General features: G+C 55.9%; 14 protein-coding genes and 1 riboswitch. Of the genes, 10 read left to right on the top strand and 4 right to left on the bottom strand.

Features of this window, described 5'->3' with window-relative positions:
- Positions 1-3: 3 nt before the first annotated feature.
- A complete protein-coding gene (locus ASE07_RS01975; RefSeq protein WP_057289126.1) occupies positions 4-459 on the top strand; it encodes a response regulator in 456 nt (151 codons plus the stop codon).
- An 85-nt stretch (positions 460-544) separates the two neighbouring features.
- Here the strand turns inward: ASE07_RS01975 and ASE07_RS01970 are convergent, their stop codons facing one another.
- A complete protein-coding gene (locus ASE07_RS01970; RefSeq protein WP_057289125.1) occupies positions 545-2185 on the bottom strand; it encodes a response regulator in 1641 nt (546 codons plus the stop codon).
- 87 nt (positions 2186-2272) lie between these two features.
- Complete coding sequence (locus ASE07_RS01965) at positions 2273-2737, bottom strand: response regulator (protein WP_057289124.1); 465 nt, start codon at positions 2735-2737, stop codon at positions 2273-2275.
- Between the two features lie 291 nt (positions 2738-3028).
- Here ASE07_RS01965 and pnuC point away from each other — a divergent pair, with 291 nt between their 5' ends.
- A complete protein-coding gene (gene pnuC, locus ASE07_RS01960; protein ID WP_057289123.1) occupies positions 3029-3628 on the top strand; it encodes a nicotinamide riboside transporter PnuC in 600 nt (199 codons plus the stop codon).
- Positions 3629-3661: 33 nt separating this feature from the next.
- The gene (locus tag ASE07_RS01955; protein ID WP_057289122.1) at positions 3662-4189 is read left to right on the top strand and encodes an AAA family ATPase; all 528 of its coding nucleotides are present in this window, start codon (positions 3662-3664) and stop codon (positions 4187-4189) included.
- A gap of 12 nt (positions 4190-4201) precedes the next feature.
- Here ASE07_RS01955 and ASE07_RS01950 read toward each other — a convergent pair whose 3' ends face one another.
- Together ASE07_RS01950 and ASE07_RS01945 are read right to left on the bottom strand one after the other, a co-directional pair.
- Complete coding sequence (locus ASE07_RS01950; RefSeq protein ID WP_057289205.1) at positions 4202-6361, bottom strand: TonB-dependent siderophore receptor; 2160 nt, start codon at positions 6359-6361, stop codon at positions 4202-4204.
- A gap of 49 nt (positions 6362-6410) precedes the next feature.
- A riboswitch (TPP riboswitch) is annotated at positions 6411-6511 on the bottom strand.
- A 34-nt stretch (positions 6512-6545) separates the two neighbouring features.
- The gene (locus ASE07_RS01945) at positions 6546-7952 is read right to left on the bottom strand and encodes a replication initiation protein (protein WP_057289121.1); all 1407 of its coding nucleotides are present in this window, start codon (positions 7950-7952) and stop codon (positions 6546-6548) included.
- Positions 7953-8495: 543 nt separating this feature from the next.
- On the opposite strand from ASE07_RS01945, the gene ASE07_RS01940 reads away from it, so the two are divergent.
- The 7 genes from ASE07_RS01940 to ASE07_RS01910 all read left to right on the top strand — a co-directional run bounded on the left by ASE07_RS01940 (position 8496) and on the right by ASE07_RS01910 (position 22524).
- Positions 8496-9677 carry an AAA family ATPase gene (locus ASE07_RS01940; protein ID WP_057289120.1) on the top strand — a complete coding sequence of 394 codons (1182 nt, stop codon included), beginning with the start codon at positions 8496-8498 and terminating at the stop codon, positions 9675-9677.
- Between the two features lie 10 nt (positions 9678-9687).
- On the top strand, positions 9688-10662 hold the full coding sequence (locus tag ASE07_RS01935) for a ParB/RepB/Spo0J family partition protein (protein ID WP_057289119.1): 975 nt from the start codon (positions 9688-9690) through the stop codon (positions 10660-10662).
- Positions 10663-12802: 2140 nt separating this feature from the next.
- Positions 12803-14770, top strand: coding sequence for a phage integrase family protein (locus tag ASE07_RS01930; RefSeq protein WP_162256855.1), 1968 nt, complete (start codon positions 12803-12805; stop codon positions 14768-14770).
- Positions 14771-15220: 450 nt separating this feature from the next.
- Positions 15221-18079: an insulinase family protein gene (locus tag ASE07_RS01925; protein WP_057289117.1), complete on the top strand. Its 2859-nt coding sequence runs from the start codon at positions 15221-15223 to the stop codon at positions 18077-18079.
- A 415-nt stretch (positions 18080-18494) separates the two neighbouring features.
- Positions 18495-18656, top strand: coding sequence for a hypothetical protein (locus ASE07_RS01920; protein ID WP_156396326.1), 162 nt, complete (start codon positions 18495-18497; stop codon positions 18654-18656).
- A gap of 359 nt (positions 18657-19015) precedes the next feature.
- Positions 19016-21082 carry a helicase-related protein gene (locus tag ASE07_RS01915; protein ID WP_442946039.1) on the top strand — a complete coding sequence of 689 codons (2067 nt, stop codon included), beginning with the start codon at positions 19016-19018 and terminating at the stop codon, positions 21080-21082.
- A 518-nt stretch (positions 21083-21600) separates the two neighbouring features.
- Complete coding sequence (locus ASE07_RS01910) at positions 21601-22524, top strand: transglutaminase-like domain-containing protein (RefSeq protein WP_082583896.1); 924 nt, start codon at positions 21601-21603, stop codon at positions 22522-22524.
- Positions 22525-22543 lie beyond the last annotated feature (19 nt).

The following is a 22543-nucleotide window of genomic DNA, read 5'->3' as shown; positions in this document are numbered from 1 at the left end:
TGCATGTTAAAGCCGATTCTTCTTGTCGAAGATAATCCCAATGATCTGGAACTGACCCTGATCGCACTGGAGAAAAGTCAGCTCGCCAACGAAGTGATCGTGGTGCGGGACGGCGCAGAAGCGCTCGACTACCTGAATGGCCAGGGCGCCTTTGTCAGCCGGCCTGCCGGCAATCCCGCGGTCATTCTTCTTGACCTGAAGTTACCGAAGGTTGACGGACTCGAGGTGCTGCGTCACATTCGTTCGACACCCAGTCTCAAGAGTTCTCCGGTGGTGATGCTGACCTCTTCCAAGGAAGAGCAGGATCTGCTGCGCAGTTATGAATTAGGCGTGAATGCGTATGTCGTAAAGCCAGTCGACTTCCAGGAATTCGTCCGCGCCATTTCCGACCTCGGCATCTTTTGGGCAGTGCTGAACGAACCGCCGCCTGGCTCGGCACGTTACGTACGCAAGTCCTGATCCGATACGATCCGGCGGCAGTCAGCGGATCTTGTGACGCCGCTGGCGCTCTGATGATCGTATTGATTCTCGATGACGTATTGCGCTATTGCAGTAGCGCCTTGCGTTCCCTGCGGCGCAGCAGGTGCCTGATTTTCTGCGACAGGGCATCTGCGCTATAAGGCTTGCGCAACAGGCTCACCCGCGGGTCGACCCTGCCGCCATGGGCCAGAATACCTTCTGAATATCCGGACGTAAACAAGACCTGCAGCTCAGGCAGCAGAGTTCGTGCCTTGTCGGCAAATTCCGCACTGCGCAGGGACCCCGGCATCACGACATCGGTAAACAGCAGGTCAACGTGCGCACCGCTTTCAATGATGGCAAGGGCGGACAGGGCATCTTCCGCTTGCAGGGTCATATAACCCAGATTGGTCAGCAGTTCGACGGTCGTGGCCCTGACATCGGCTTCGTCTTCGACCACCAGGATGGTTTCAATACCGCCGAAAATCGGTCCGGCTGCCGACTCATCGCCACTCACTGCATCGCCGTCGACGCCCGGAAGGAAAATCTTGACCGACGTACCGCAACCCGGCTCGCTTTCAAGGCGGATATGCCCGCCACTCTGCTTGACAAAACCGTAAGCCATGCTGAGTCCGAGGCCGGTACCCTGCCCGGCCGGCTTGGTGGTGAAAAATGGTTCGAAGGCGCGTTCCAGGACTTCCGGCGGCATGCCGACGCCCGTATCGGCCACTTCAATCAGGACAAAGCGGCCGCGATTAGTGTCAGGCTGTTCGCCGGTATGTCGATCGGGGCCCGCATTGACTGCCCGGAGTGTCAGCGTGCCGCCGCCGTCCATGGCGTCGCGCGCGTTAATCGCCAGGTTCAGGATGACATTTTCCAGCTGGCTGGGATCGGCCATCGTATTCCACAAGTCGTCGGCGATCTCCGTCTTTACGGTAGTGAGGTCACCGATGGAGCGGCGCAGGAGTTCATCCATGCCGCGCAACAAGTCGCCGGCATTGACGATCACCGACTGCAGTGGCTGACGCCGCGCAAAAGCGAGGAGGTGCGCGGCCAGCTTCGCACCGCGATCAACGCCGACCGATGCCGCGGCGATCCGGCTTTGCGCCGCCGGGTTGCCTTCGGTCAGCAGCCTGAGCAATTCGAGGTTGCCGTTGATGACTTGCAGGACGTTGTTGAAATCGTGGGCAACGCCGCCGGTAAGCTGGCCGACCGCTTCCATTTTTTGCGCCTGATGCAACGCGGCCTGGCTTTGCGCGAGTTCCTGCGTACGTAACAGCAGTTCCTGCTTGCTCTTGTGCAATGACAGGAATGCGTCGTCGCGTTGCCGGTGCGCGATATAGGCACTGGAGTGATACCGGAGGCGCGCGACCAGCTCGCGCTTGTCGGGCCATTTAACCATGTAGTCGTTGGCTCCCTCGGCAAATGCCTGAGCTTTGATCTCGGCATCATCTTCCGACGACAGCAGCACGACTGGAATTTTCTGGGTCAACGGATGTGAGCGCAGACTTCGCGTAACACCAAGGCCATCGACCGTTGGCATCCTGAGGTCGACCAGCACCACGGTCGGTGACAGATCGAGCGCGATTTCAAGCGCATCTTCCGCGCGTGACGAATAATGCAGCTGGATATCGGGCTGGTCATGCAGCATGTGCCTGATCAGGTCTTCGGCGAGATGCTGATCGTCGATCAGCATGACATTGGGCGCGGTGTTTTCTACGGTCATGTTTCGGCGTGCTCGAGATCGCCTTGTAAAGGCAAACGGCTCTGTCGCAGAGCGGTCATCCCTCTACAGTATAGGCAGGCCTGCTTCTCAGTTGAGAGGTTTCAGGTCGGTCGGTGCCGACGGTAGTGATGTGCCCATGGAACCCGGGGCAGCAAGGTGGCGATCGGCCCGCCGCACATCTTCGAGTACCGCCTGGATCTGCGCAAACTTCACGGGCTTGGAAAATACGCGATCGAATCCGGCTTCGCGGGCGCGGGTATGCGTTTCGGGCGTATCGTATCCAGTCACGGCAATCAGCCAGGTCTGGTCGAGTTGGGGGTTGGACCGGATCTCGCGGGCCACGTCAAAGCCATTTTTTTCACCCGGCATGGTCAGATCGCAGAACACCAGGTCGGGCGGATTCTCGAAGGCCGAGCGCAATCCAGTTGCCGCATTCCATTCAATCTGAACAGTACAGCCGAGGACTTCGAGCAGATCGCCGAACAAGCGGGCGAGATCGCAATTGTCTTCAACAATCAGGGCGTGAAGGGGTGAATTGGGTGTTGTAGCCATAGGGTTGAACAATTTGAGCGCTATCCTGCCGGCTCGGCGCCTCAGTACACAATTGATCTATCTTAAATCATCTTTCCGTAGCGGCTTTGCTGTAGATTAAGATTGGCCGCAGTAATTTCAGGCTTACATTGTTATTCCGTCATGCCTGGGTTTGCAGTGCGCGGGTCCACGAAATGCCGTGTTCACATCTTTGTCACGGCGCACTGGTGACTACTATCGTTTAATATACGAAGCCCTTTATCCATCCGGGCGGACGCCGATGGAAAACCCATACCGATACCCTGCTGCTGCATGAACGATCCCATAGTGTTGCCCGTTTTTTCCACAACGCCGCTGGAACTGGTGTCCTTCCTGCTCGCCATGTTGACCGTAGTCCTCGACATCCGCCTGGTTCACTGGGCATGGCTGTTCGCCATCGCGTCGTCGGCGACCTATGCCGTCGTGTTCTATGGCGCTCGCTTGTATGGCGACATGGGCTTGCAATGGGTGTTCATCGCGACTTCCGCCTGGGGCTGGTATCAATGGCTGCGAGGCCGGGGAACCGGCACTGGCTTGCGGGTCTCGCGTCTGACCGTGGCGGGTCGCTGGTGGGCGCTCGCGGCATGGGCCGTTGGGTTCGTGCTGCTCTCGCTATTTCTCAAGTCCTACACGGATACCGACGTCCCGTATATCGATGGCTTTCTCACTGCGGGCAGTCTGGTCGGGCAGTTGCTGCTTGCGCGAAAAAAGGTCGAGAACTGGCATGTGTGGATTGTTGTCGATCTGCTCTATGTCGGTTTGTATGTGTACAAGGACCTGATGCTGACGGCCGTCTTGTATGCCTTGTTTGTCGTGCTTGCCTGCGTCGGCCTGCGTGCCTGGAACCGCCGGCCCGATGTGGCAGTAGTGTGACGCGATAGAGACGATGGATACGCACTGCAATCCATGAAGCCGCCCCTTCGCATTGCCATTCTTGGCGCCGAGTCCACCGGCAAGTCCACGCTCGCAGCGGCGCTTGCGCAGCATTACTGTAGCATTTGGGTGCCGGAATATTTACGTGAATTCGTCGAGTTGCAAGGCCGCACGCCGCGCGAGGAAGAGCAGATCGTGATTGCCCGTACACAAATAGAGCGCGAAGACGTGGCGGCCGGGTTCGCCGGCACGTTTCTGTTTTGCGATACGACGCCCTTGATGACCGCACTCTACAGTTGCTTTTATTGGGGACGTGTCGATCCTCAACTTGCGATGATGGCGCGTGACCGACGCTATCACCTGACCCTGGTGACGGCGCCGGATACCCCTTGGGTTGCGGATGGTTTGCAGCGGGAATCAGAAGAGGTGCGCCAGCACCTGCACGAAAAACTGCTGGAAGCGCTGGCGCAACTCAAAACCCCTTACACCCTGGTGCAGGGTACGGACCAGGAAAGGATGCAGCAGGTGACACGACTACTGCATCCCCTTCAAGACGCTTGAGCGGATTTCGATCTAGAAATCGAACTGGGCTGACAGCCTGAAGGTGCGGGGCGCACCAGGAAAGAGATAACCGCCGAGTGACTGGGTAACGTCACGCCAGTAGAACCTGTCCGTCACGTTATCGATGCCGAAGCGGATCGTCGTGGACATTCCCGCTACCCGCGTGAGGTAGCGTGCGCCGACGTTGAACGTGTGATAGCCAGGGACCGTTACGCTATTGTCCGGACTAAAGGCCTTGTTCGACGCGTATTGCCAGCTACCGTTCAGGGACAGTCCGGAGAGGTTGGAGATAGTGTAATCGGCATAGACAACCGACTTGAGCTTAGGGACATTGGTGACGCGTTTGCCGTCCAGTGTCGGGTCTCCGGTGTTTTCCTGACGACTGTGCAGGGCGGTCATGCTTGCACCCAGGGCGAGGTTGCGTGTCGCCTGGCCTTGCAGGCCAAGTTCGATGCCCTGATGCTCGGCTTCGCCCTGGCGCACGTAGGTATTGGACGCGTTCAGGAATTCAAGCGGTTTCCGGATCCGGAAAACAGCCGCGGTCAAATTCCAACCATCGACAAGACGCGCTTTTGTACCAAATTCAACCTGATAGGATTTAGCCGGATCAAGCGCCTGGTTAGCGTTGTTAGTAAAGTTTGCGGGAATCCCGCCATGCTCGAGACCTTCAGCGAAGGATCCGTAGATACTGAGCGTCTTATTCGGGCTATATACCAGCGCGACATTGGGAAGCAAAAAACCCTTGTCGAAGGCACTTCTTGCGTTGCCGTTTTCGTCAAACTGATTGCGATCGATGCGGACGTAACGCGCGCCCGCATGCAATTTCAGTGCGTCGTTGAGTGACATGACGTCGCGCACAAATACGGAGCGCTCATCGTCGCTACGCCTCAGCAAGACTGGCCCGGTTGATATTGCCGAAGCAGGCACCGCAACGGGCGCATAGAGATTACTGGTCCCATTCGGTGCACTTCCCAGGCAATCAACGCTACCGTAGACGCAGTCGCCGAATTTTTCTCGACGACGCAGCCCGGAAACGCCAGCGGCCAGTTCATGCCGCATGGTGCCGGCCACGAAATTTCCCTGGATCATGGCCTGCGTGGCAAGCAGGGATTTTCTTTCATTTTCGCTTTGATAATCGTAGACGTCATAGTCGCCGTTTGCACAAAACCCCGAGAAGATCCCGGCACTGGCGCATCCAAAAGGAAAGGCCGCAAAGTCGTCGCGCCGCAAGGTATTGCGATTGACCGCGACAGAGGTTGTCCAGTCCGGATTGAGTTGGTACTCAAAACGCAAACCGACGTTCGCGCTGTCGGTTTTCACCGGCCTGCTCCACGGCTGGTTGTTGAGCATGGTGCGCGCCGATACGCCGGTCGGCAAATCGGTTCCGTTGATTAACTGGAAACCGGGCGCAGTGAGCTGCGACTTGTGCTGGTAATCGATGTCAAGTTGCAGCAAAGCCTGCGGCGTCAGTCTCCAGTCGAATGCGCCCGAGACAAATTCGCGTTCGCCATCGGCGCCGCGCACATAGGAGCGGAGCTTTTCGGCGGCGGCGTTGATGCGATAGCCAAAGCGCTTGTCGTCGGAGCGGCCTCCAAGGTCAACTGCGCCATACAGCGTGCCACGCTCGCGCGCTTCGACGATCACCGAACGCAGAGGATCGTTGGTCGGACGCTTGGTAACATAATTAAGAATGCCGCCCGGCGTGGCGATTCCTGCCTGCAGGCCGGCAAGGCCTTTCAGTATTTCGATGCGCTCCTTGTTTTCCAGCGCTACCGATGCGTCGGCGGAGATTTCAAGTCCATCCTTGCGATAGCTTGCCGTGTTGTCGAGGGCGAAGCCCCGGATGGAGAATTGTTCTGCGTACCCGACCGCATTGTAGGATTCGTTGACGCTGGCATCGAGCCGGGTAATGTCGGTGGTCTGGCGAATTCCGCGTTCATGCATCTGCTCATTGGTGATGACGGTAATGGACGCAGGCGTTTCTTGCAACGGTAGCTGGCCAAAGCTGCCAATCGCCGATACAGCGGCGTTGTCGCCGGCAACACGCGGTGCCGACACCGAGACGGGCGGCAGCACGGTATCGGATTGCTGGGCGCGCGCGGCGAGCGGAACAGCCAGGGCTTGCACAGCCGAAAGAACAAGAAGGGGGAAGCGGGCGGTCGGTGTGGACATGTTTGGTTCGGTCGCAGTCAATACGGAGCCAGCGACGGAGCAAACAAAGTAATGTGTCTTTGCGCTTCCCTACGCTGGCATTATCCAGATCAGGTACGGAGGGTTTTTCTCACCCGAAGACAGTTAGCTCCGGGACCCCTAGCGTGGAACGAATCCTACCATGAAGCAGCGGTGAAGCAAGACATCAGCCCTTGATGCCCCCCAGATCGACTCGACCCTTGTTGGGATAACGCTGGTCTGCCAACACTTGCTGTTCGTTTTTCATCCGGATCGCAAGATCGGTCAGTTCATAATCGGACGGCTTTTCCCATCCATCTTCCCAAACGGCATTGCCAAGGAATTTCAGGAACACCGGTCGCACGATCTGGCTGGCAATGCCCTTACCCTGGAAAGCCTTGCGGATGGCACCGGATACCGGCAAGGCTTCGCGCTCGAAACGAGCGATCCATTCAGCCTGATCGGCCTCCGGCATTTCCTGGAACATTTCGTTGAGTTGGGCTCGCTTCATCGCCATGAATTGCTCGATGAGCTTCATGCGCTCAGCCTTGGTGTCGTAAGTTTTACGCACTGGAGCAGCGGCCGGCTTTTCAGCACCAAACTGGCCGGACTGCAGGATGGCGGTCAGGTATTTTTCGGGGGTGCGGACCGGTTCCATGTTGGTACGTCGATGGCGCTCGTGCATCACCGCAATGGCTTCGTCGACCGCCTTGGCGCCATAGCGCAACAGCAGCTTTTCCGCACGGTCCTGAGGGATGCCGACACGGATGATATTACCAATGGTCTTGAGATCGACCGGCTCGATCGGTCGCTCCGCAAGGCCGAGTTGCGGATGCTTGCGGCGCACCTTGAACTGCAGGTCCTGTACCGAACGTCCGCTCTTGTGTTCGATCAGTTCGATTTCGAGGTCGGTGACTTCATTGACCTTCTTGACCGCCTTCTTTACGACATCGCGATTGAAGATCTTGTATTCCTGATAGGCGCTCGCGGGACTGTCGGGTGCTCCGGTGAGTACGGGGCGCCACCAGGCCCAAGCCTGCCGCGCGGTCAATCCACCAGGATTGTCGGCATAACGGCAGCAGATCTCATAAAGCACGAGCGATGCCATCGTATTAAGCGCTGCCAGTACTTGCAGCGACATTTTGGCGAAGCGCTGAGGGTCGAGCAATTCTTGCTTGATGTTGGGAGCGTAACTCCACTCAAGGGTCAACTCGTTACCACGCTGGATCAAATCGGCATGGGCGATCAGCGCCGAAATGCTCCAGCGCGCGCCTTCACCTGTGGTCGGTGATTGCCATTCGACACCGGTGGTGGCCATTTGCCGAAAGTATTGCTTAATGACTTCCGTGTTATTGGAATTGAAATCGATACCGATCGCAATTTCGGAAAGCCGCGCGCGATAGCGCTCTTTCTCGACGCCTTGCCGCTGTGCGTACTGCAGCATGACGTTATAAATTTTGCGGGCGGTAACAGTAATCTTTTCTGACTTGGGGACGATCGCGAGCGTGTTGACGGGTTTGCGCAGCAGATAATCATGCTCAGCAGGCTTGCTGCTGCTACGACTTCGCTTCGGTGGGCTTGCGGTCTCCGCCATGATGTTAACTGGTTGTACTGTTTACCGAAGTCTATAGTGAGTCGAAATGAAAAGCAAACTCACCTTCACTCAGTTCTGAGATTGTTTCAAGACGCAAGGTGAGAACAGTATGCGTCCGCTCTTCCTTTTGCTCCCAAAAGTTCTCACCGAAAGATTTTCCATAACCGACATATCTGATGGATGACTGTTTCCAGGGGCATGCCCATATCCACTCACCTCAGCTCCCAAAACTACTCACCTTACATCCCAAGGCCTTTCACCTATTGTCCCAAAACCTCTCACCAACGCAACCAAATGTTCTCACCTAAACCTCTATAAGCTATTGATTATAAATAGAAAATCTCATCCTTTAGATGTTATAGAAGTTATAGGATTTTCATATTCTTTTAGCGGCGTCTGCCGACTGGAAGGCGAAAACGCTATGTAAACCTGAGAAATTTTACGGATTCTGAAAAAAATAAGCATTTCCGCAAAATTTGTGGTTACCGAGAAATAGGTCTATAACGTAAAATACTGAATTACTTTGAAACTTACGGGAAAACTATGATCGCACCGACGGTTACGAATCCGCAGAAGATACATATAAGCGACATTGTGGATCAAGCTGAGCGCGCGGCTCAGATGGTGAATCAGATCCGATCCAGGATGCTGGCGCCAAACGCCAACAAGAACCCGCCGGTATTTTCGCTGACGCAACTGGCTAGTCTGTGCGGAATTGACAAGGGACAAGTCGCTTATCGTATCAGCAAAGGCGATCTGCCGGCCGGCCAGCTGAATGACAAAGGCTCGCGACGGGAGTTTTCGCTAAAGGAAGCTCGTGTTTGGGTTCAACAATACAGAGCAGGCTACTTACGCCCCGAAGGCGCGCGCGCAATCACGCTTGCAGTGGGGAACTTCAAAGGTGGCGTGAGCAAGACAACTACCGCAATGGTGATGGCACAGGGGTTGAGCTTGCGCGGGCATAAAGTCTTAGTTGTCGATGCGGATCCACAGGGCTCGCTCACTACGCTGTTCGGCATCATGCCGGATACCGAAGTGTCGGAGGAGCAGACGATCGCACCGCTCGTGTATGGTGACACAACGTCAATTCGACCTTCTATTCAGTCGACGTATTGGGATGGAATCGATCTGGTCGCGGCATCAGCAAGTTTGTTTTCCGCAGAGTTTGTGCTGCCTTCACGCCAAATGAAAGACCCCGAGTTTCAGTTCTGGGACGTATTGAATCTTGGCCTCGAAGATGTCCGGGATGATTACGACATTATCATTATCGATACTCCCCCCTCGTTGTCATATGTGACGATCAATGCATTCATGGCGGCGGACGGTTTGATGGTCCCGCTGCCACCGAATGCCTTGGACTTCGCGAGCTCGGCACAGTTTTGGAGTTTATTCAGTGATCTGGCGTCTAACCTGGTCGAAAGTGCTGGAATTAGCAAGACATTCGATTTTATCCATGTGTTACTAGCGCGTGTCGATTCGTCGGATGTTGCGAGTGATGTGGTGCGATCGTGGATTTCGGCTACGTACGCTGAAAAGGTTTTACCCGTGGAGATTCCGAAAACCGCAGTTACATCATCAAGTTCCGCGGAGTTTGGCACGGTGTATGACATTAGCCGTTACGACGGCAGCATGAAAACTTACAGCCGGGCGCGTGACGCCTATGACAGAGTGAACGACCTTGTAGAAGTGTCGATCCGGAATTCCTGGATGTCCCAGTTAGCTTAAGGAGGCGGAGATGTCGATTAAGGATCGTTTGGCGAAGAAGACGGAGGGGCTTCTCGTACCGGGGAAAACCGACAGTGGAACGGGTGCATCCCCGTTGCGCACCGGACCTGGCCAAATGTTGATGGTGAACTCTCTCATGAAGGAAAGCAATGAGAAGCTGGCAGTCCTTGAAGCTCGGCTAAAAGAATTTGAAGGTGTCCTGCCGGTAAAGCTTCTTGATGCGGACAAGATTATTCCTTCGAAATGGGCGAACCGCGATGTCCGCAGCTATGATCTCGTCGGGTTCAAGGCGCTAAAGCTTGAGATTGCGGAAGCTGGCGGAAATGTTCAACCGATCAAAGTGCGTCCTGTGAAGGGGCAAGTTGAGCAGTATGAGGTTGTATTTGGACATCGGCGTCACCGTGCATGTCAGGAATTAGGGTTGCCGGTACTAGCGCTGGTGGAAGAGGTTAGCGATCAGGACCTGTTCAAAGAGATGGATAGGGAAAACCGCACCCGTGCTGACTTGTCTCCTTGGGAACAAGGTGTCATGTATCGCCGTGCGTTGAATGAACAACTATTTTCTTCACAGGATCAGTTAGCTAAGGAAGTTGGAGTCGATCCCGGCAATTTAAGTAAAGCGCTTCGTCTTGCCGACTTGCCTGAAGCGGTCGTGCGGGCTTTTCCGTCTCCACTGGATTTGCAGTATCGCTGGGCGAAGACACTCAACGATGCACTTCAAAGTGATCCGGAAGGTGTTCTCGCGCGCGCAAAAGAACTTGCCGAGAACCGGGAGATGGCACAGGCGCCAAAAGAGGTCTTTGAATTGTTATGCGGGCAAGTTGGGAATGGCCCAAATGTTGAAGAAGTTGTTGTCGATGGAAAATTGGTAGCGAGAATATCGAATGCGGGTGGACGTATCACGGTGCAGTTTTCGAAGGGTGTGCTCAAGGGAGATATGCCCGAAGCACTGAGGGCCTATATCCGGACGATGTTTTCATCCTAACTACTTTGCTCGATGAGACAAAAGGAGTTGTACCGTACAACTCCTTTTTTTCGCCTGTTATTTTGATTAGCTGATGTGTATTACAAAGGCGTTGTTATTTCCCTCTCACGACAGTACGGGGACTAGCAGAGCCGACTTGTACCGTACAAATTTACGTGATCTTGTACTGTACAACTCTGGCTAGGTCTTCGGCGCAAATACTATAGTTCACCAATACTTAGTCGCCAGCTGACTGTTGTCCTATGGTGGACATTAATTCCATTGCGGCATGATGATCCTTGTACAGTACAAGTCCGCAGGAAGATAAGCAAAGTCATCCCAAATCTTCTCACCAAATCATTCGGAACTGCAATGTGCATTGATCTCCACCGATCATAGAAGATGCACCAGAACTCCTTCCCGGAAAAACGCATTACTTCAAAACCATAACAGGCAAAACGGCTGGATTTCTGATACGCATTTCAATGTATATCTACAATCTCTAGAGCTATCAAAATTAAACTTTCATGATCCTCAGTGCCGTCAGATTAAAAAGCACGCATGAAAGCGGCAGACGCAACGTCTGGAGACGGCAAGCGAACATAGAAGCAAGCGAAGCAAATCTCGAATAAATCTTAAGGATAGACTTTTTAGGGCAAAGCGCCTGTTCGCAAATACATACCGCTCAATGCAGTTCCAATACTGTTGTTTCATCGCTTGGGTACGTACGGCACATGCACGCAAGGATAGCTGGTGTTTCGGGAAGTGAATATCCTCGCTTGCATGGCATTCATACGCCGTGCCGCCGTGCATACCAAGCGATCGCCATTCCAGAACACCGGCAACAAGCTGCACGCTTCAAGCATCTTTCTTCGTTGTACCCGATAGGACCGCCTCGCGCTTAGAAGAGGCGTACTTGCAAGCTGCCCGAAGTCGGTAGCGGATAAAGCCATGCTAGAGCTTGTTCGCTACGACTTAAATTGCTTTCGGTAATCACTGTGGCAGGTTTGCTTTTGTACTGGAGTCAAAGTAGTTCGAAAGTGAGATGCGTTGAAGCACCTGGACGAAGCACTTGATCCAAACCCTAGAGCAATTTCCGCCTGACTGTACCGTCGATGCCGGACGGGATTGCCAGCGGCACGGCGTTGCGACACCTTGCCGTAGCCCCGATAGGACGCGTCACCGCGCCTTGTTTCCCAGGCAATACGCCTCGGATTCAATCGGCCAGTCAGACCGAAACCGCTCCAGCATCCACGTCGGACACTTCAAATGTGAAGCGGTGATGTAGTCCGTGAGCAGATCACCTTTTCCATACCCACTCACACGAGACAGAGCAGATTACAGGCCGCCGAGCAGAAAGTGCCGCAACGTGCCCGTCAAAGCGCTTCGTAAGCAAATCTAAACCTGTATCCAACCCGTTCACCATTCATCAATACTCTGTGATGGAAAAAAATGATCGAAGGAACATGCTCCCAAAACCTCTCACCTTTCCTAGAAGGCAGACCACGTCCTCCCAACTAAAAAGCTTTTATTTATTCGATTTTTCTCGAAGACCACGTGTGGTAGTCGATATCTATTAATACAAATATATGTGAATCAAGGGCTTGCAGTTGTACCGTACAAGCTTGTCAAGATCCCAAAAGGCAAGACTTGCATTCCCGGATGCTACCCAAAAGTTCTCACCTGACTACTGAGTCCCATTCCAGGTGCATGAGTGCGGCGCTCCCAAAAGTTCTCACCATAGATTCGCGCCGCTCATCTGTCGGTCGGCGTCGCAGCTAACGTAGGAATATTGGCAGATATAGATAAATTTCAATGCCGAAAACAGAGCGGACTTGCTATCACGTGATGCCTTACACCAGTCCCAATCCATAACGCAAGATGACATCGCATCTTTCTCTGCCCTTGGGTTGCCCGTCAATCGCAGGATTACTGGCTCCTCTTGCGCCTTGCTCTCATAACGCTCCCCATCAGTTAAGGCAACGGTATAGGGCTAGGGACTGACCTCCCAAAAACCTAATAATCGGCCGTTAAGTTGTTGAAACTAAAGGAAAACCGATGAAGAGGCCTACCAAACCTGTCTACTTGCAACATTTTTTACGATCAATGATAATAACGCGACGTCATGCGTCCCGCACTTAGTCATCCATTGCCAGCTTCTATGCCATCCTCTCCTGTCCTGCCCGATCCCTTCAGCGAAACCAGCGCCATACCACCGCGCAAACTCTCGCCTGCAGCACAGGCACAACTGCCAGGAGCCCGCCGGCTGCACATGGGACATTTCGCGTTCATGCGGGCAGTCGTTCAAGGACTCGACACACGCGATAGCTGGAATCGCTACCTGCGCATGGAAGGCGAACATGACGATATCCGTAACGTCCGCCGCACCATTCAATGGATCCGTGACGAATTTGCCGCTGCTGCCCGCCGTAGCGAACGTCATGGCATCGCCAGGCTGATCCAGATCGACGCAAACGTCATTGATGACAAAGCCGTAAAAATTCCATCGCTGGAAGATTTTGCAGCTGAACACGGACTGGAAGATTTTTCACAGGCGGAACAGATCGAACACTATCAAAGTCGCTACGGTAATGTTCAACCGAACCAGTCGCGACGCCGGCGGCTGATCGTCCGTCAACTCGACGCTATCCGTTGGCTGGAAGAACTGGCGGTGCAACCACCTCAGCCTGACGACCCTATTGCAACCTGGCTGAATCCAGATCTCGCGGCGCATCTTGAAAAATCCGGCATTGACACTTTACGACAGCTGGCCGACAGAATGAATGGCATTGGCTATCGCTGGGCAGCGTCGGTTCGCGCGATCGGCCAAGGCAAGGCTGAACGTATCGTTTCATGGTTGCGCGCGCATGAAGCCACACTCGGATTGTCCATTGGTGAGCATGTTCTGAAACGCCGCAACGCACTTCAGCCGACGGAGCTGGCCGGGATTGTCGCACCGACCACCGCAATCGTTCCTTTGGAAAAATTGATCATCCCGGCTGCATTGGACGGACGAAACGGCCACAATCGCTTGCCGCAAGCAGAGTGCAGGATTACCGCGGACCATGATCTCGCTGCGGTACACGCTTGGATAGGTGCAAAAGGAGGCGCTGCAAGGCAAGCGGAGCACCAGGGCAGGGCTGCCGAGATTCACCATGCAGACGCTGCAGATACGTCGAACGGCAAGAGCGTGCCGCTCACGCATACCCAGCGGGCTTACTTGAAGGAAGCCGAACGCCTGCTTTTATGGGCTGTCGTTCAGAGGAAAATGGCCCTGTCCTCCATGATGGCGGAAGACTGCGACGCCTATCTGCAATTTCTAGGTGATCCGAAGCCCACCGACGTATGGTGTGGCCCAAGAGGCCGCGGAAAATGGAGCCCATTGTGGCGCCCTTTCGAAGGCCCACTTTCGGCCGCTGCGCGCCGACACGCTGCAACAGTTTTGAAAAGCCTGTTCAGTTTTCTGGTCGATACGGGCTACTTGCACCATAACCCCTGGAGTGGCGCCAGACTTACCTCGGCCGCCAGCGAAGCGCGAACGCAACAGATTCAACGCCGGTTGAGTCGTGATCAATGGCGATTTCTGCACGACCGGCTTTCCGCACTGCCCGACACATCAGCAAACCGCCGCCTCCAGTTTGGCTTGCGGCTCATTGAAGCGACGTCGCTACGCCTTTCAGAGGCGGTAACCCTGCGCGTCGACGACCTGCAATGCATTACAGAATCAGAGCAGGGAAAGGACGCACCAGTAACATGGCGTGTAAAGGTGCGAGGCGGTCCTAAGCAGCGAATCAAATATCTCGCGCTTGACAATAGCCTGATCGACCTGCTGAAAGCTTACCTTCAGTCGCGCGGCTTGCATGCCGATCCGCTGCATCCTGATAACAGGGGTGCACATCTGCTTGGGAAGGCCGTCGATATTGGCAAACAGGCTCCTTGGTCCGCGCCTTACCGAAAAACTGTTGATCCCAAAGAGGGTATTGCACCCGGTACCTTATACGATCAGCTCAAGGCCTTTTTCGCGGATTGTGCCGATGTTATCGACGACAGTGCATCGGCCAAAAAATTGGCGGCGGCAAGTACGGACTGGCTACGATATGCTGAGGCCGACCGGCGCCTTGAGCCCTGATCACCGTAGTCTGGCGACATGTCATACCAATCCCAACCCATAACGCACCATGAGATCGCGTCTTTTTTCGCCTGCCGGCGTTGCACTCGTCGTCAATAGCCCGCTATTGACTCCTCCTGCGCCTTGCCAGTCAAAAAAATCCATCAATCTCATTCGTTACGTTACAGGTTGGGATTGGTATCAGTCGGCCAGCATCTCCAGACGAGAAGCGAATGTCTGCCGCAATTCCTGACAAGTCGGAACACGATAAAATGGCGGTTAGTTCGGAACGTGGCTCGACTTCCATAGCGCTGCCATGCTCAGGCGTTTAATGCCAGCAAAGTCGTAGTTGGCTTGAATTTGTTCAAATAAGCGCAACCTAGAGATGTGCTTCATTCCCCGTAGCTATATGCTGTCACTTTCATCGATAGCATGTGCCTAATATCCCCATGCTAGTAACCCGCTTTCATCATGACATTTGAAACGCTGCGCAGCAGACACATTCCCGCCATGCAGGCCGAAGTACAGGAGTACGAGGACAGCGCGACGGGCGCCCGGCATATTCACCTTGCCACCAACGACGCAGAGATGGTTTTCCTGGTCGGTTTTCCTACCGTACCCGATGTCAGCGACGGCCGCGCTCACATTCTGGAGCATCTTGCGCTCTGCGGCAGTGACCGATACCCGGTTCGGGATCCGTTTTTCGCCATGTCGCGGCGCTCCATCGCGCATTTCATGAACGCGATGACGTATGCGGATAAAACCGTGTATCCCTTCGCAAGTACCGACAAGACAGATTTTTTCAACTTGCTTGACGTGTATCTCGACGCCGCGTTTTTCCCACGGCTCGATTATCTCGATTTTCTGCAGGAAGGCTGGCGCCTCGCGCTGGAAGACGGCAAGCTCGCCTACCAAGGCATTGTATTTAACGAAATGAAAGGCGCATTCGCTGATCCGGTACGCGCGCTGGATAGTGGAATCGCCGCCCGCCTTATGCGAGGTACCACCTACGCGGTCGAATCCGGCGGCGACCCGCTTGATATTCCTTCGCTCACGCACACGGCACTCAAAGAGTTTCACGCATCGCATTACCATCCTTCGCAGGCGGTTTTCATGACCGCGGGTGGCGTCGATCCACGCGAAGTGCAGGCGCTTATTGAAGAGCGTGTGCTGTCACGTCTGTCCGGACGCAGCCCGCGATTGCTGCCTGAGTTGGCTGGCACCTGGACCGCGCCGGAAACCGCGGAACTGCAGATTCCCAGCCGTGACCATGGCGTACAGATTGCCTGGCTGATGGGCGAGTCGGTGGATCCCGTTGCCTATTACCGAGCGGAACTGCTGGAGGGTGGTCTGCTCGGTAACTCGGCGGCGCCGCTGATGCGCGCCATGGAGTCGGCAGGCTTTGGCCGCCCGTCAGCCTTGAACGGTACCGACGCCGGCGGACGCCAGATGGTGTTCCACCTCGGCATGGAAGGATTGACCAAGGCACAGGTTGGCAAGGCACGAGACCGTATCTGGCAGGCATTGGAACAAACTGCGAAGGAAGGCGTTTCGCCGGATGTATTGCAGGCCACGCTGCGCGATATCCGTTTTCATCAGCGTGAAATCAGCGGTGGCTCGACACCGCACCTGCTCAAGTGCTTGCTACGCGCCATGCCACACGAAATGTATGGCGGCGACATCATGAATGCGTTCGACAGTGAAGACGTTCTGCAGCAGATGCAGGAAGACATCGCCGACCCGGCATTCTTCAAGGGCTTGGTGAAGGAACTGCTCGCCAATACGACACGCCTCGATTCCAGCGTCCTGCCCGATCCGGACTACTTCCAGAAGCGCAAGCAAATCGAAGAAGAACGTCTCGCCACGCTGCAGGCAACCTTGCCGGAAAGCGAAAAGGAGCGCATCCGTGCGGAATCCGTTGCCCTGCTCGAACGTCAACGGCAGCCGGTCAATAACGACTTGCTTCCGCGCATCCATCCCAGCGATGTCAGCGCGACGTCGCCAGCTGCCTATCCGCTTCCCGCAAACCACACTGGAACGGTCATCACGCCGATTGCTTCGAACGGCATTACGTACGCACGTGTGTTGTACAACATTACGCATCTGCCTGAAGAGGCATGGCCCTGGTTGCAGCTTTACGTCGAAGTGGTGCCGGAACTCGGCGTAGCAGGGCGCACTTATGAGGAAACCGATGCCTGGCGGCATAAGAAGGTGCCATTCTTCGACATCAATCTTCAGGTGTCGCAAGCCCAGGATGACAGGACGCTGCGCATCCATGCCGATTATTATGCGAAAGGTTTGCGCGAAGAGCAGCGCGCGATTGCCGAAGTACTGTCCGAATCGATCAGGTCGCCACGCTTTGACGAACTGGACCGTCTTGCCTTCCTGATCGACAGCAAGGTACAAGATATTCGCGACGGCCTTGCCGATGAAGGCGACGATTACGCCCGCTATACCGCGGCCGCGGCCTTGTCGCCGCTGCGCCGTTTCGAAGATCAGGTGAAAGGCGTCTCGTCACTCGCCTTCTTCCGCATGCTGCATGAGAAGCTAGAGTCCGAACAAGGTCTGAAAGAGATTGCGTCACGGCTTGCCGACGTGCATGCCAGCATCATTGCCTCGCCATCGATGCAATTCGTTGCCGGCGATGAAGCCGATGCCCATGCGCTGGCACAACTGCTGCACGTACCGCAGGGTGAGGAGAGGCTTACCCGCACGGCGGGCGATGAAGCCCCGGCAGTGCCTGTTTCCGTCGCAAACGCCGCCGTTCACGCAGATGCCCAGGTGAATCACTGTTTCGCAGTCTGGCCGGGACCGACACTGGACCACCCCGACGCGGCCGCCTTATCCGTGCTTGGTGAACTGCTAACGAATATCGTTCTGCATCAGGCACTACGCGAAGAAGGCGGCGCGTACGGTGGCAATGCTTTTTACTCGCCAGCCACCGGCACGTTCTCCATGACTTCGTATCGCGACCCGCGCCTGGCCGCCACCTACCAGGACTTTGAGCGTGCGATCGCCTGGGTGTCGAGCGCGGAACTGAAGCAGGAAAACATCGAAGAAGCGATTATCTGCGTCATCCAGCATCTCGACCGGCCGCGCTCACCCTACGGGAACGTCATGTGGACCTGGGAGCAACAACAGCAAGGGATTTCTGAACAGATGCGCCAACAATATCGGGAAGGTGTTCTGCGCTGCACGGCCGATCGCCTGAAGCAGGTTGCGGCAACGTGGCTGCAAGACAAGCCATATAGCCGTGCCGCTTTTGTCGGCAACCCGACGCAGCCGCTGGCCGGACTGGAAGTCATCGAGCTGGCAGCGCTGGCAGGTTGAAGCAACTAGCAGGCAAACCGCACATATCCGTGCCATGAATGTCGGCTATCACTAATGGAAAGCAGACATACTTGATGCGATGCATTAATCTTGCCTTGTCTCCTCCAACTCTTCTTGAATTGGATTTAACCCGCGTACTGCAAGGTTCGCGGGTTTTTTTATGCGCCGGCAATCTCGCCGACGAGGTATTCCTGGATACGATTACCAGCGCACCGTTTCATCGGCAGGAAACATCCGTGGCCTCCGGATATATCGCAAGGAAAGGCCAAAATTTATCCCTGTTGTGTTCGCCACCATACCGAACCACGTCCTTGTAAAGCGCAGAATACGAGATTCAATCAGTCTCCTTTCATCAGCAGCCATGCGCCCCTTACCGCGAGGAATGTATCAGTCTTGGGTCTTCGGATCGTTTGCAATGTATGCGCAAAACCCGTATGCGGCACGCGAAGCTTACGAACGCGTGAGAAACGAATTCCCGCATTCTGAACCGTTCGGAACGGTTCTTCTCGATTCCGGCGAAAAGGTCAACTGGGTCAACATCCGCTATCCGGCGTCGAAGCGGCCGCTATCGACCTGATACCAATCCCAACCCATAACGCACCATCACTCGTCGTCAATAGCCCGCTATTGACTCCTCCTGCGCCTTGCCAGTCAAAAAAATCCATCGATCTCATTCGTTACGTTACAGGTTGGGATTGGTATGAGATGAACTGAGACTGACCTCAATCAACGGCCTGGCACCGGAGGGGCAGGTGGTGCCGATGTGCCGAAACGGCACGCAACGGGCGCGCCGGTGCAATGTTGCGCGCCTTGGGTTTGCAACAGGGTATGCTTGCGCATGTTTGCCGCTCTCGCGCCTCACAAAACAGCATGACGGTGCCTCGCACGGAACCCGTTGCCGATCGCCGTATCCTATAAAAACCAAGCCCTTTTGCCATGCCAATCCAGCGCGATCCAGACCCCATCATCTCCATGACCGAAACCGATAACCCTCAACTGCACCATTCACAAGAGGAACAAGAGGAACAAGAGCCACAACAGCCACAAGAGTCACAGGAGGCAACGCCGACAGACCAGCCAGCGCATCCCCTGGCGGCGGAGCGGCATGTGCAATCGGTCGGCGCGGAACTGGTCAAGCTGGAAGGGCGGGTCATGGTGCGATACACAGGTGTCGCCGAAGCTGATGGTCTAAACGTGCCCTATGATCTCGTGCCCGGTGATGGTGTGCTGGCAAAGACCAGCAAGTGGCGCAACATGGGGCCGGACAAGCAATTGCAACTGGTCCGGGAACGCGTGCATACGCAGGCACGGGAAAAACTGCATCAGGAAGTATGTCGCTTCGTCGCACGCCTGGGCAGTGAAGCGCGCGATTATGGTCTTGATCCGATGCCGTTCCTGCATGTTCTCGAAACCAAGGAAAGCGCCGTGCCGTTCGACCACGTGTTCGACCGGATAGGGCAAAGGCTGGAACACGCGATTGAGCGGCAGCAGGAAGAGCGCCATGCGGCCCGCACGCGGGAGAGCATCAACCTCGCGGAATATCCGGAATCCTTTGAGCTTGCGCGGCGCCTGCCGCGGCGTATCATCGCCGTGCTGGGGCCGACCAATTCCGGCAAGACCCATGAAGCGATGGAGGCATTGGCACGCGCGAAGACCGGCGTGTATCTGGCGCCGCTACGCTTGCTCGCGCTGGAAAACTACGAGCGACTCGCAGCCGCCGAACGCGATGGTGAACCGCTGAAAGTCAATCTCGTCACCGGCGAAGAGCGTCGTCTCGTCGAGGGCGCCACCCATACTTCGAGCACGGTTGAAATGCTGGACACCAACACCCGTGTCGATGTGGCGGTGATCGATGAAATCCAGATGCTGGCCGATCGGGATCGTGGCGCCGCCTGGACCGCCGCCGTCTGCGGCGCGCCGGCGACAACCGTCTACCTGGTCGGTGCGCCGGAAGCGCGGCGCGCGATCGAAGCCCTGGCTCAGCGGCTTGATTGTCCACTGGAGATACGCCTGCTCAAGCGCAAGGCGCCGCTCACCATGGAAGCCACCGCCGTTCGCAAGCTGCGAAACCTGCGCAAGGGCGATGCGGTCATCGCCTTCTCGCGCAGAGATGTGCTGATGTGGCGCGACCTGATCACCGAGATCGGCTTATCGGTATCGACGGTCTATGGCAATCTCTCTCCCGAAGTCCGGCGCGCGCAGGCGGCCCGCTTCCGCGATGGATCGGCTGACATCGTGGTCGCCACCGATGCAATCGCGATGGGGTTGAACCTTCCGATCGAGCGTGTGGTGATGACGACCGCCATCAAATACAACGGTATCGAGGAAGAAGAACTCAGCGCTGCGCTGGTCAAGCAGATTGCCGGGCGGGCCGGACGCTTCGGCGTGCATGAAGAAGGTTTCGTTGCCGGCTATGACGAACAGACGCATTACGTCATCCGTTCGCTGCTGCAGGAAAAAGTGCCGCCGGTACCGCCATTGGGATTTTCCGTCGCACCCACGCTCGAACACCTGAACCGGATTGCCTCGGTAACGGGAGAACAGTCACTGTCCAAATTGCTGCGGCGCTTTGCGCACAACATTGATGTGCCGGATGGCTTTTTCACACCGCGTATCACCGAAGACCAGTCTGAACGGGCGCTGTGGCTGGATACCTTGCCGCTGTCGCTCGAAGACAAATTCACGCTTTCGCTAGTCCCCATTTCCTCTCGCATCCCCATCCTGCACGAAGCATGGCAGCGCTGGGCGAGGGCGCTGGCACGCCGGCAGGAAAGCAAGCTGCAGGCACTGGAAAGAATGGAGAGCCGGCGCAACCTGCAGGAAGTCGAAGACGACTGCAAGCTATATTCCGCCTACGCATGGCTGAGCTATCGCTGCCCGGAATTCTTCCCGCAAGGAGAGGAGGCGCAGGAGCGGGCACGCGATGCATCGGAGACAATCGACAAGATGTTGCAATCGCAGAATGCCGCGCTGCGTCGGCGCTCAGGCAAGCGCGTTGCCTGAGTTACCGTGGCTGGGATCAAGTCCACTGCACGTAATTAGGCAAACCTGGATCATCGGACGCGACAAAATATCTGCGGCGAACCCCGTTGCTTGCTGGGTCCGCGTGGACGGGCGTTCGGTCATCTTCATGGTCAACCGGCTTGGTAAGGAATGCGAGCAAGGGGGGGCAATCGTGGATGCACTACAGATAATGACCATGTGCGCGAGCATAAATTCCCCTTTCAGTGCACGCCTGCACCGTATTGTGGCAAGTTTGTGGCAAGTGCACCAGCCCCGCGCCAAACGCAACGGTATGGTGCGGCGCCCGATTGGATTCGGTCACCGGCTACGACGAACTAAGGAAAGTGTATGCAATACGAACGCTCCTTGATGCACTTCTATGTGCTCAAGGTGAGCAACTTAAACAAAACGGGAATCTTCAGGTCATATGATGGCTTGTGCGTTGAAAACGCATCAGTGTTATCGCACCACCTGCGGGCTTGGCTCCATCACACTCTACTTTCCAGATTAAACACAACATGCACGTATCCGATCTTCCAAGCCCACCGCCCGGCATGATGCTGGTGAGGACCGGTTGCGTGCTGACGTATGAGGCAAGCGAAGCAATCAGCCTGTTGTTGCTTATCCGGCCGCGACGCGGTCCGGAGCAGACGGTGCTGCAGGAATTGATGGACACCTCTTCGGTGTTGCCACTGGAGGAGCTCGGCGACAGCCATGGCAATGCCGTTGTCCGGACCACACTGCTGCCGGGAACCACCCGTTTCCGGCACGATGCACTCTTCCTGGTCTCGTCGCAGCCCCATGGCGGCAAGCCTGCAGCGACTTCACGCACACCGGTCGCGCAACTCCCGGCTGACGCACTGCGGTATACCTTTGCCAGCCGCTATTGCGAATCAGACAGGCTCGCCGGTTTTGCCGCATCCGAATTCGGCCACATTACCGATGGCGCCGAACTGGCGCAGGCGATTTGCGAATGGACTTACCGGAACATCGAATACCGGTATGGATCGGGAAGCGCGCTCCTTTCCGCGTGCGATGTGATCGGACGCCGCTACGGTGTGTGTCGCGACTTCGCGCATGTCATGATTGCCTTGTGCCGCGCGCTCGACATGCCGGCACGCTATGTGGCTGGACACATGCCCTATTTCGGCGTGCCGGAAGCCGACATCGGTGTCGACTTTCATGCCTATTGCGAAGTCTATTTCGGCGGGCAATGGCATGTCTTCGATCCGCGGCATAACAAACCCCATCCGGCTCGCATCAAGATTGCCCACGGCATGGATGCAGTCGATGCGGCCTTTGCCACCATCTATGGCAATGCGCGGCTGGTCGACCTTCAGGTCTGGGCGTATGAGGTCACCGGTACCGGCGAACAGCCGGGAGATGCCGTGACCGTGGTGCGAGGCAACGACGGCAGTGCGATCAAGCTCATGCCAGCCTGACACCGGAGAGTGAAATAAG

It is taken from the genome of Noviherbaspirillum sp. Root189 (genome assembly GCF_001428545.1).
Taxonomy (GTDB): Bacteria; Pseudomonadota; Gammaproteobacteria; order Burkholderiales; family Burkholderiaceae_D; genus Noviherbaspirillum.
Note: the sequence above shows the minus strand (reverse complement) of the source record. Positions and strands in the feature narration are given on the sequence as shown.

Bases quoted from the DNA above. Each gene is read 5' to 3' on its own strand.
- ASE07_RS01920 (WP_156396326.1), top strand. From the start codon at position 18,495: ATGTATGCGCAAAACCCGTATGCGGCACGCGAAGCTTACGAACGCGTG.
- ASE07_RS01910 (WP_082583896.1), top strand. From the start codon at position 21,601: ATGCACGTATCCGATCTTCCAAGCCCACCGCCCGGCATGATGCTGGTG.
- ASE07_RS01950 (WP_057289205.1), bottom strand. From the start codon at position 6,361: ATGTCCACACCGACCGCCCGCTTCCCCCTTCTTGTTCTTTCGGCTGTG.
- ASE07_RS01915 (WP_442946039.1), top strand. From the start codon at position 19,016: ATGCCAATCCAGCGCGATCCAGACCCCATCATCTCCATGACCGAAACC.
- ASE07_RS01925 (WP_057289117.1), top strand. From the start codon at position 15,221: ATGACATTTGAAACGCTGCGCAGCAGACACATTCCCGCCATGCAGGCC.
- ASE07_RS01930 (WP_162256855.1), top strand. From the start codon at position 12,803: ATGCCATCCTCTCCTGTCCTGCCCGATCCCTTCAGCGAAACCAGCGCC.
- ASE07_RS01965 (WP_057289124.1), bottom strand. From the start codon at position 2,737: ATGGCTACAACACCCAATTCACCCCTTCACGCCCTGATTGTTGAAGAC.
- ASE07_RS01940 (WP_057289120.1), top strand. From the start codon at position 8,496: ATGATCGCACCGACGGTTACGAATCCGCAGAAGATACATATAAGCGAC.
- ASE07_RS01970 (WP_057289125.1), bottom strand. From the start codon at position 2,185: ATGACCGTAGAAAACACCGCGCCCAATGTCATGCTGATCGACGATCAG.
- pnuC (WP_057289123.1), top strand. From the start codon at position 3,029: ATGAACGATCCCATAGTGTTGCCCGTTTTTTCCACAACGCCGCTGGAA.
- ASE07_RS01975 (WP_057289126.1), top strand. From the start codon at position 4: ATGTTAAAGCCGATTCTTCTTGTCGAAGATAATCCCAATGATCTGGAA.
- ASE07_RS01955 (WP_057289122.1), top strand. From the start codon at position 3,662: ATGAAGCCGCCCCTTCGCATTGCCATTCTTGGCGCCGAGTCCACCGGC.
- ASE07_RS01945 (WP_057289121.1), bottom strand. From the start codon at position 7,952: ATGGCGGAGACCGCAAGCCCACCGAAGCGAAGTCGTAGCAGCAGCAAG.
- ASE07_RS01935 (WP_057289119.1), top strand. From the start codon at position 9,688: ATGTCGATTAAGGATCGTTTGGCGAAGAAGACGGAGGGGCTTCTCGTA.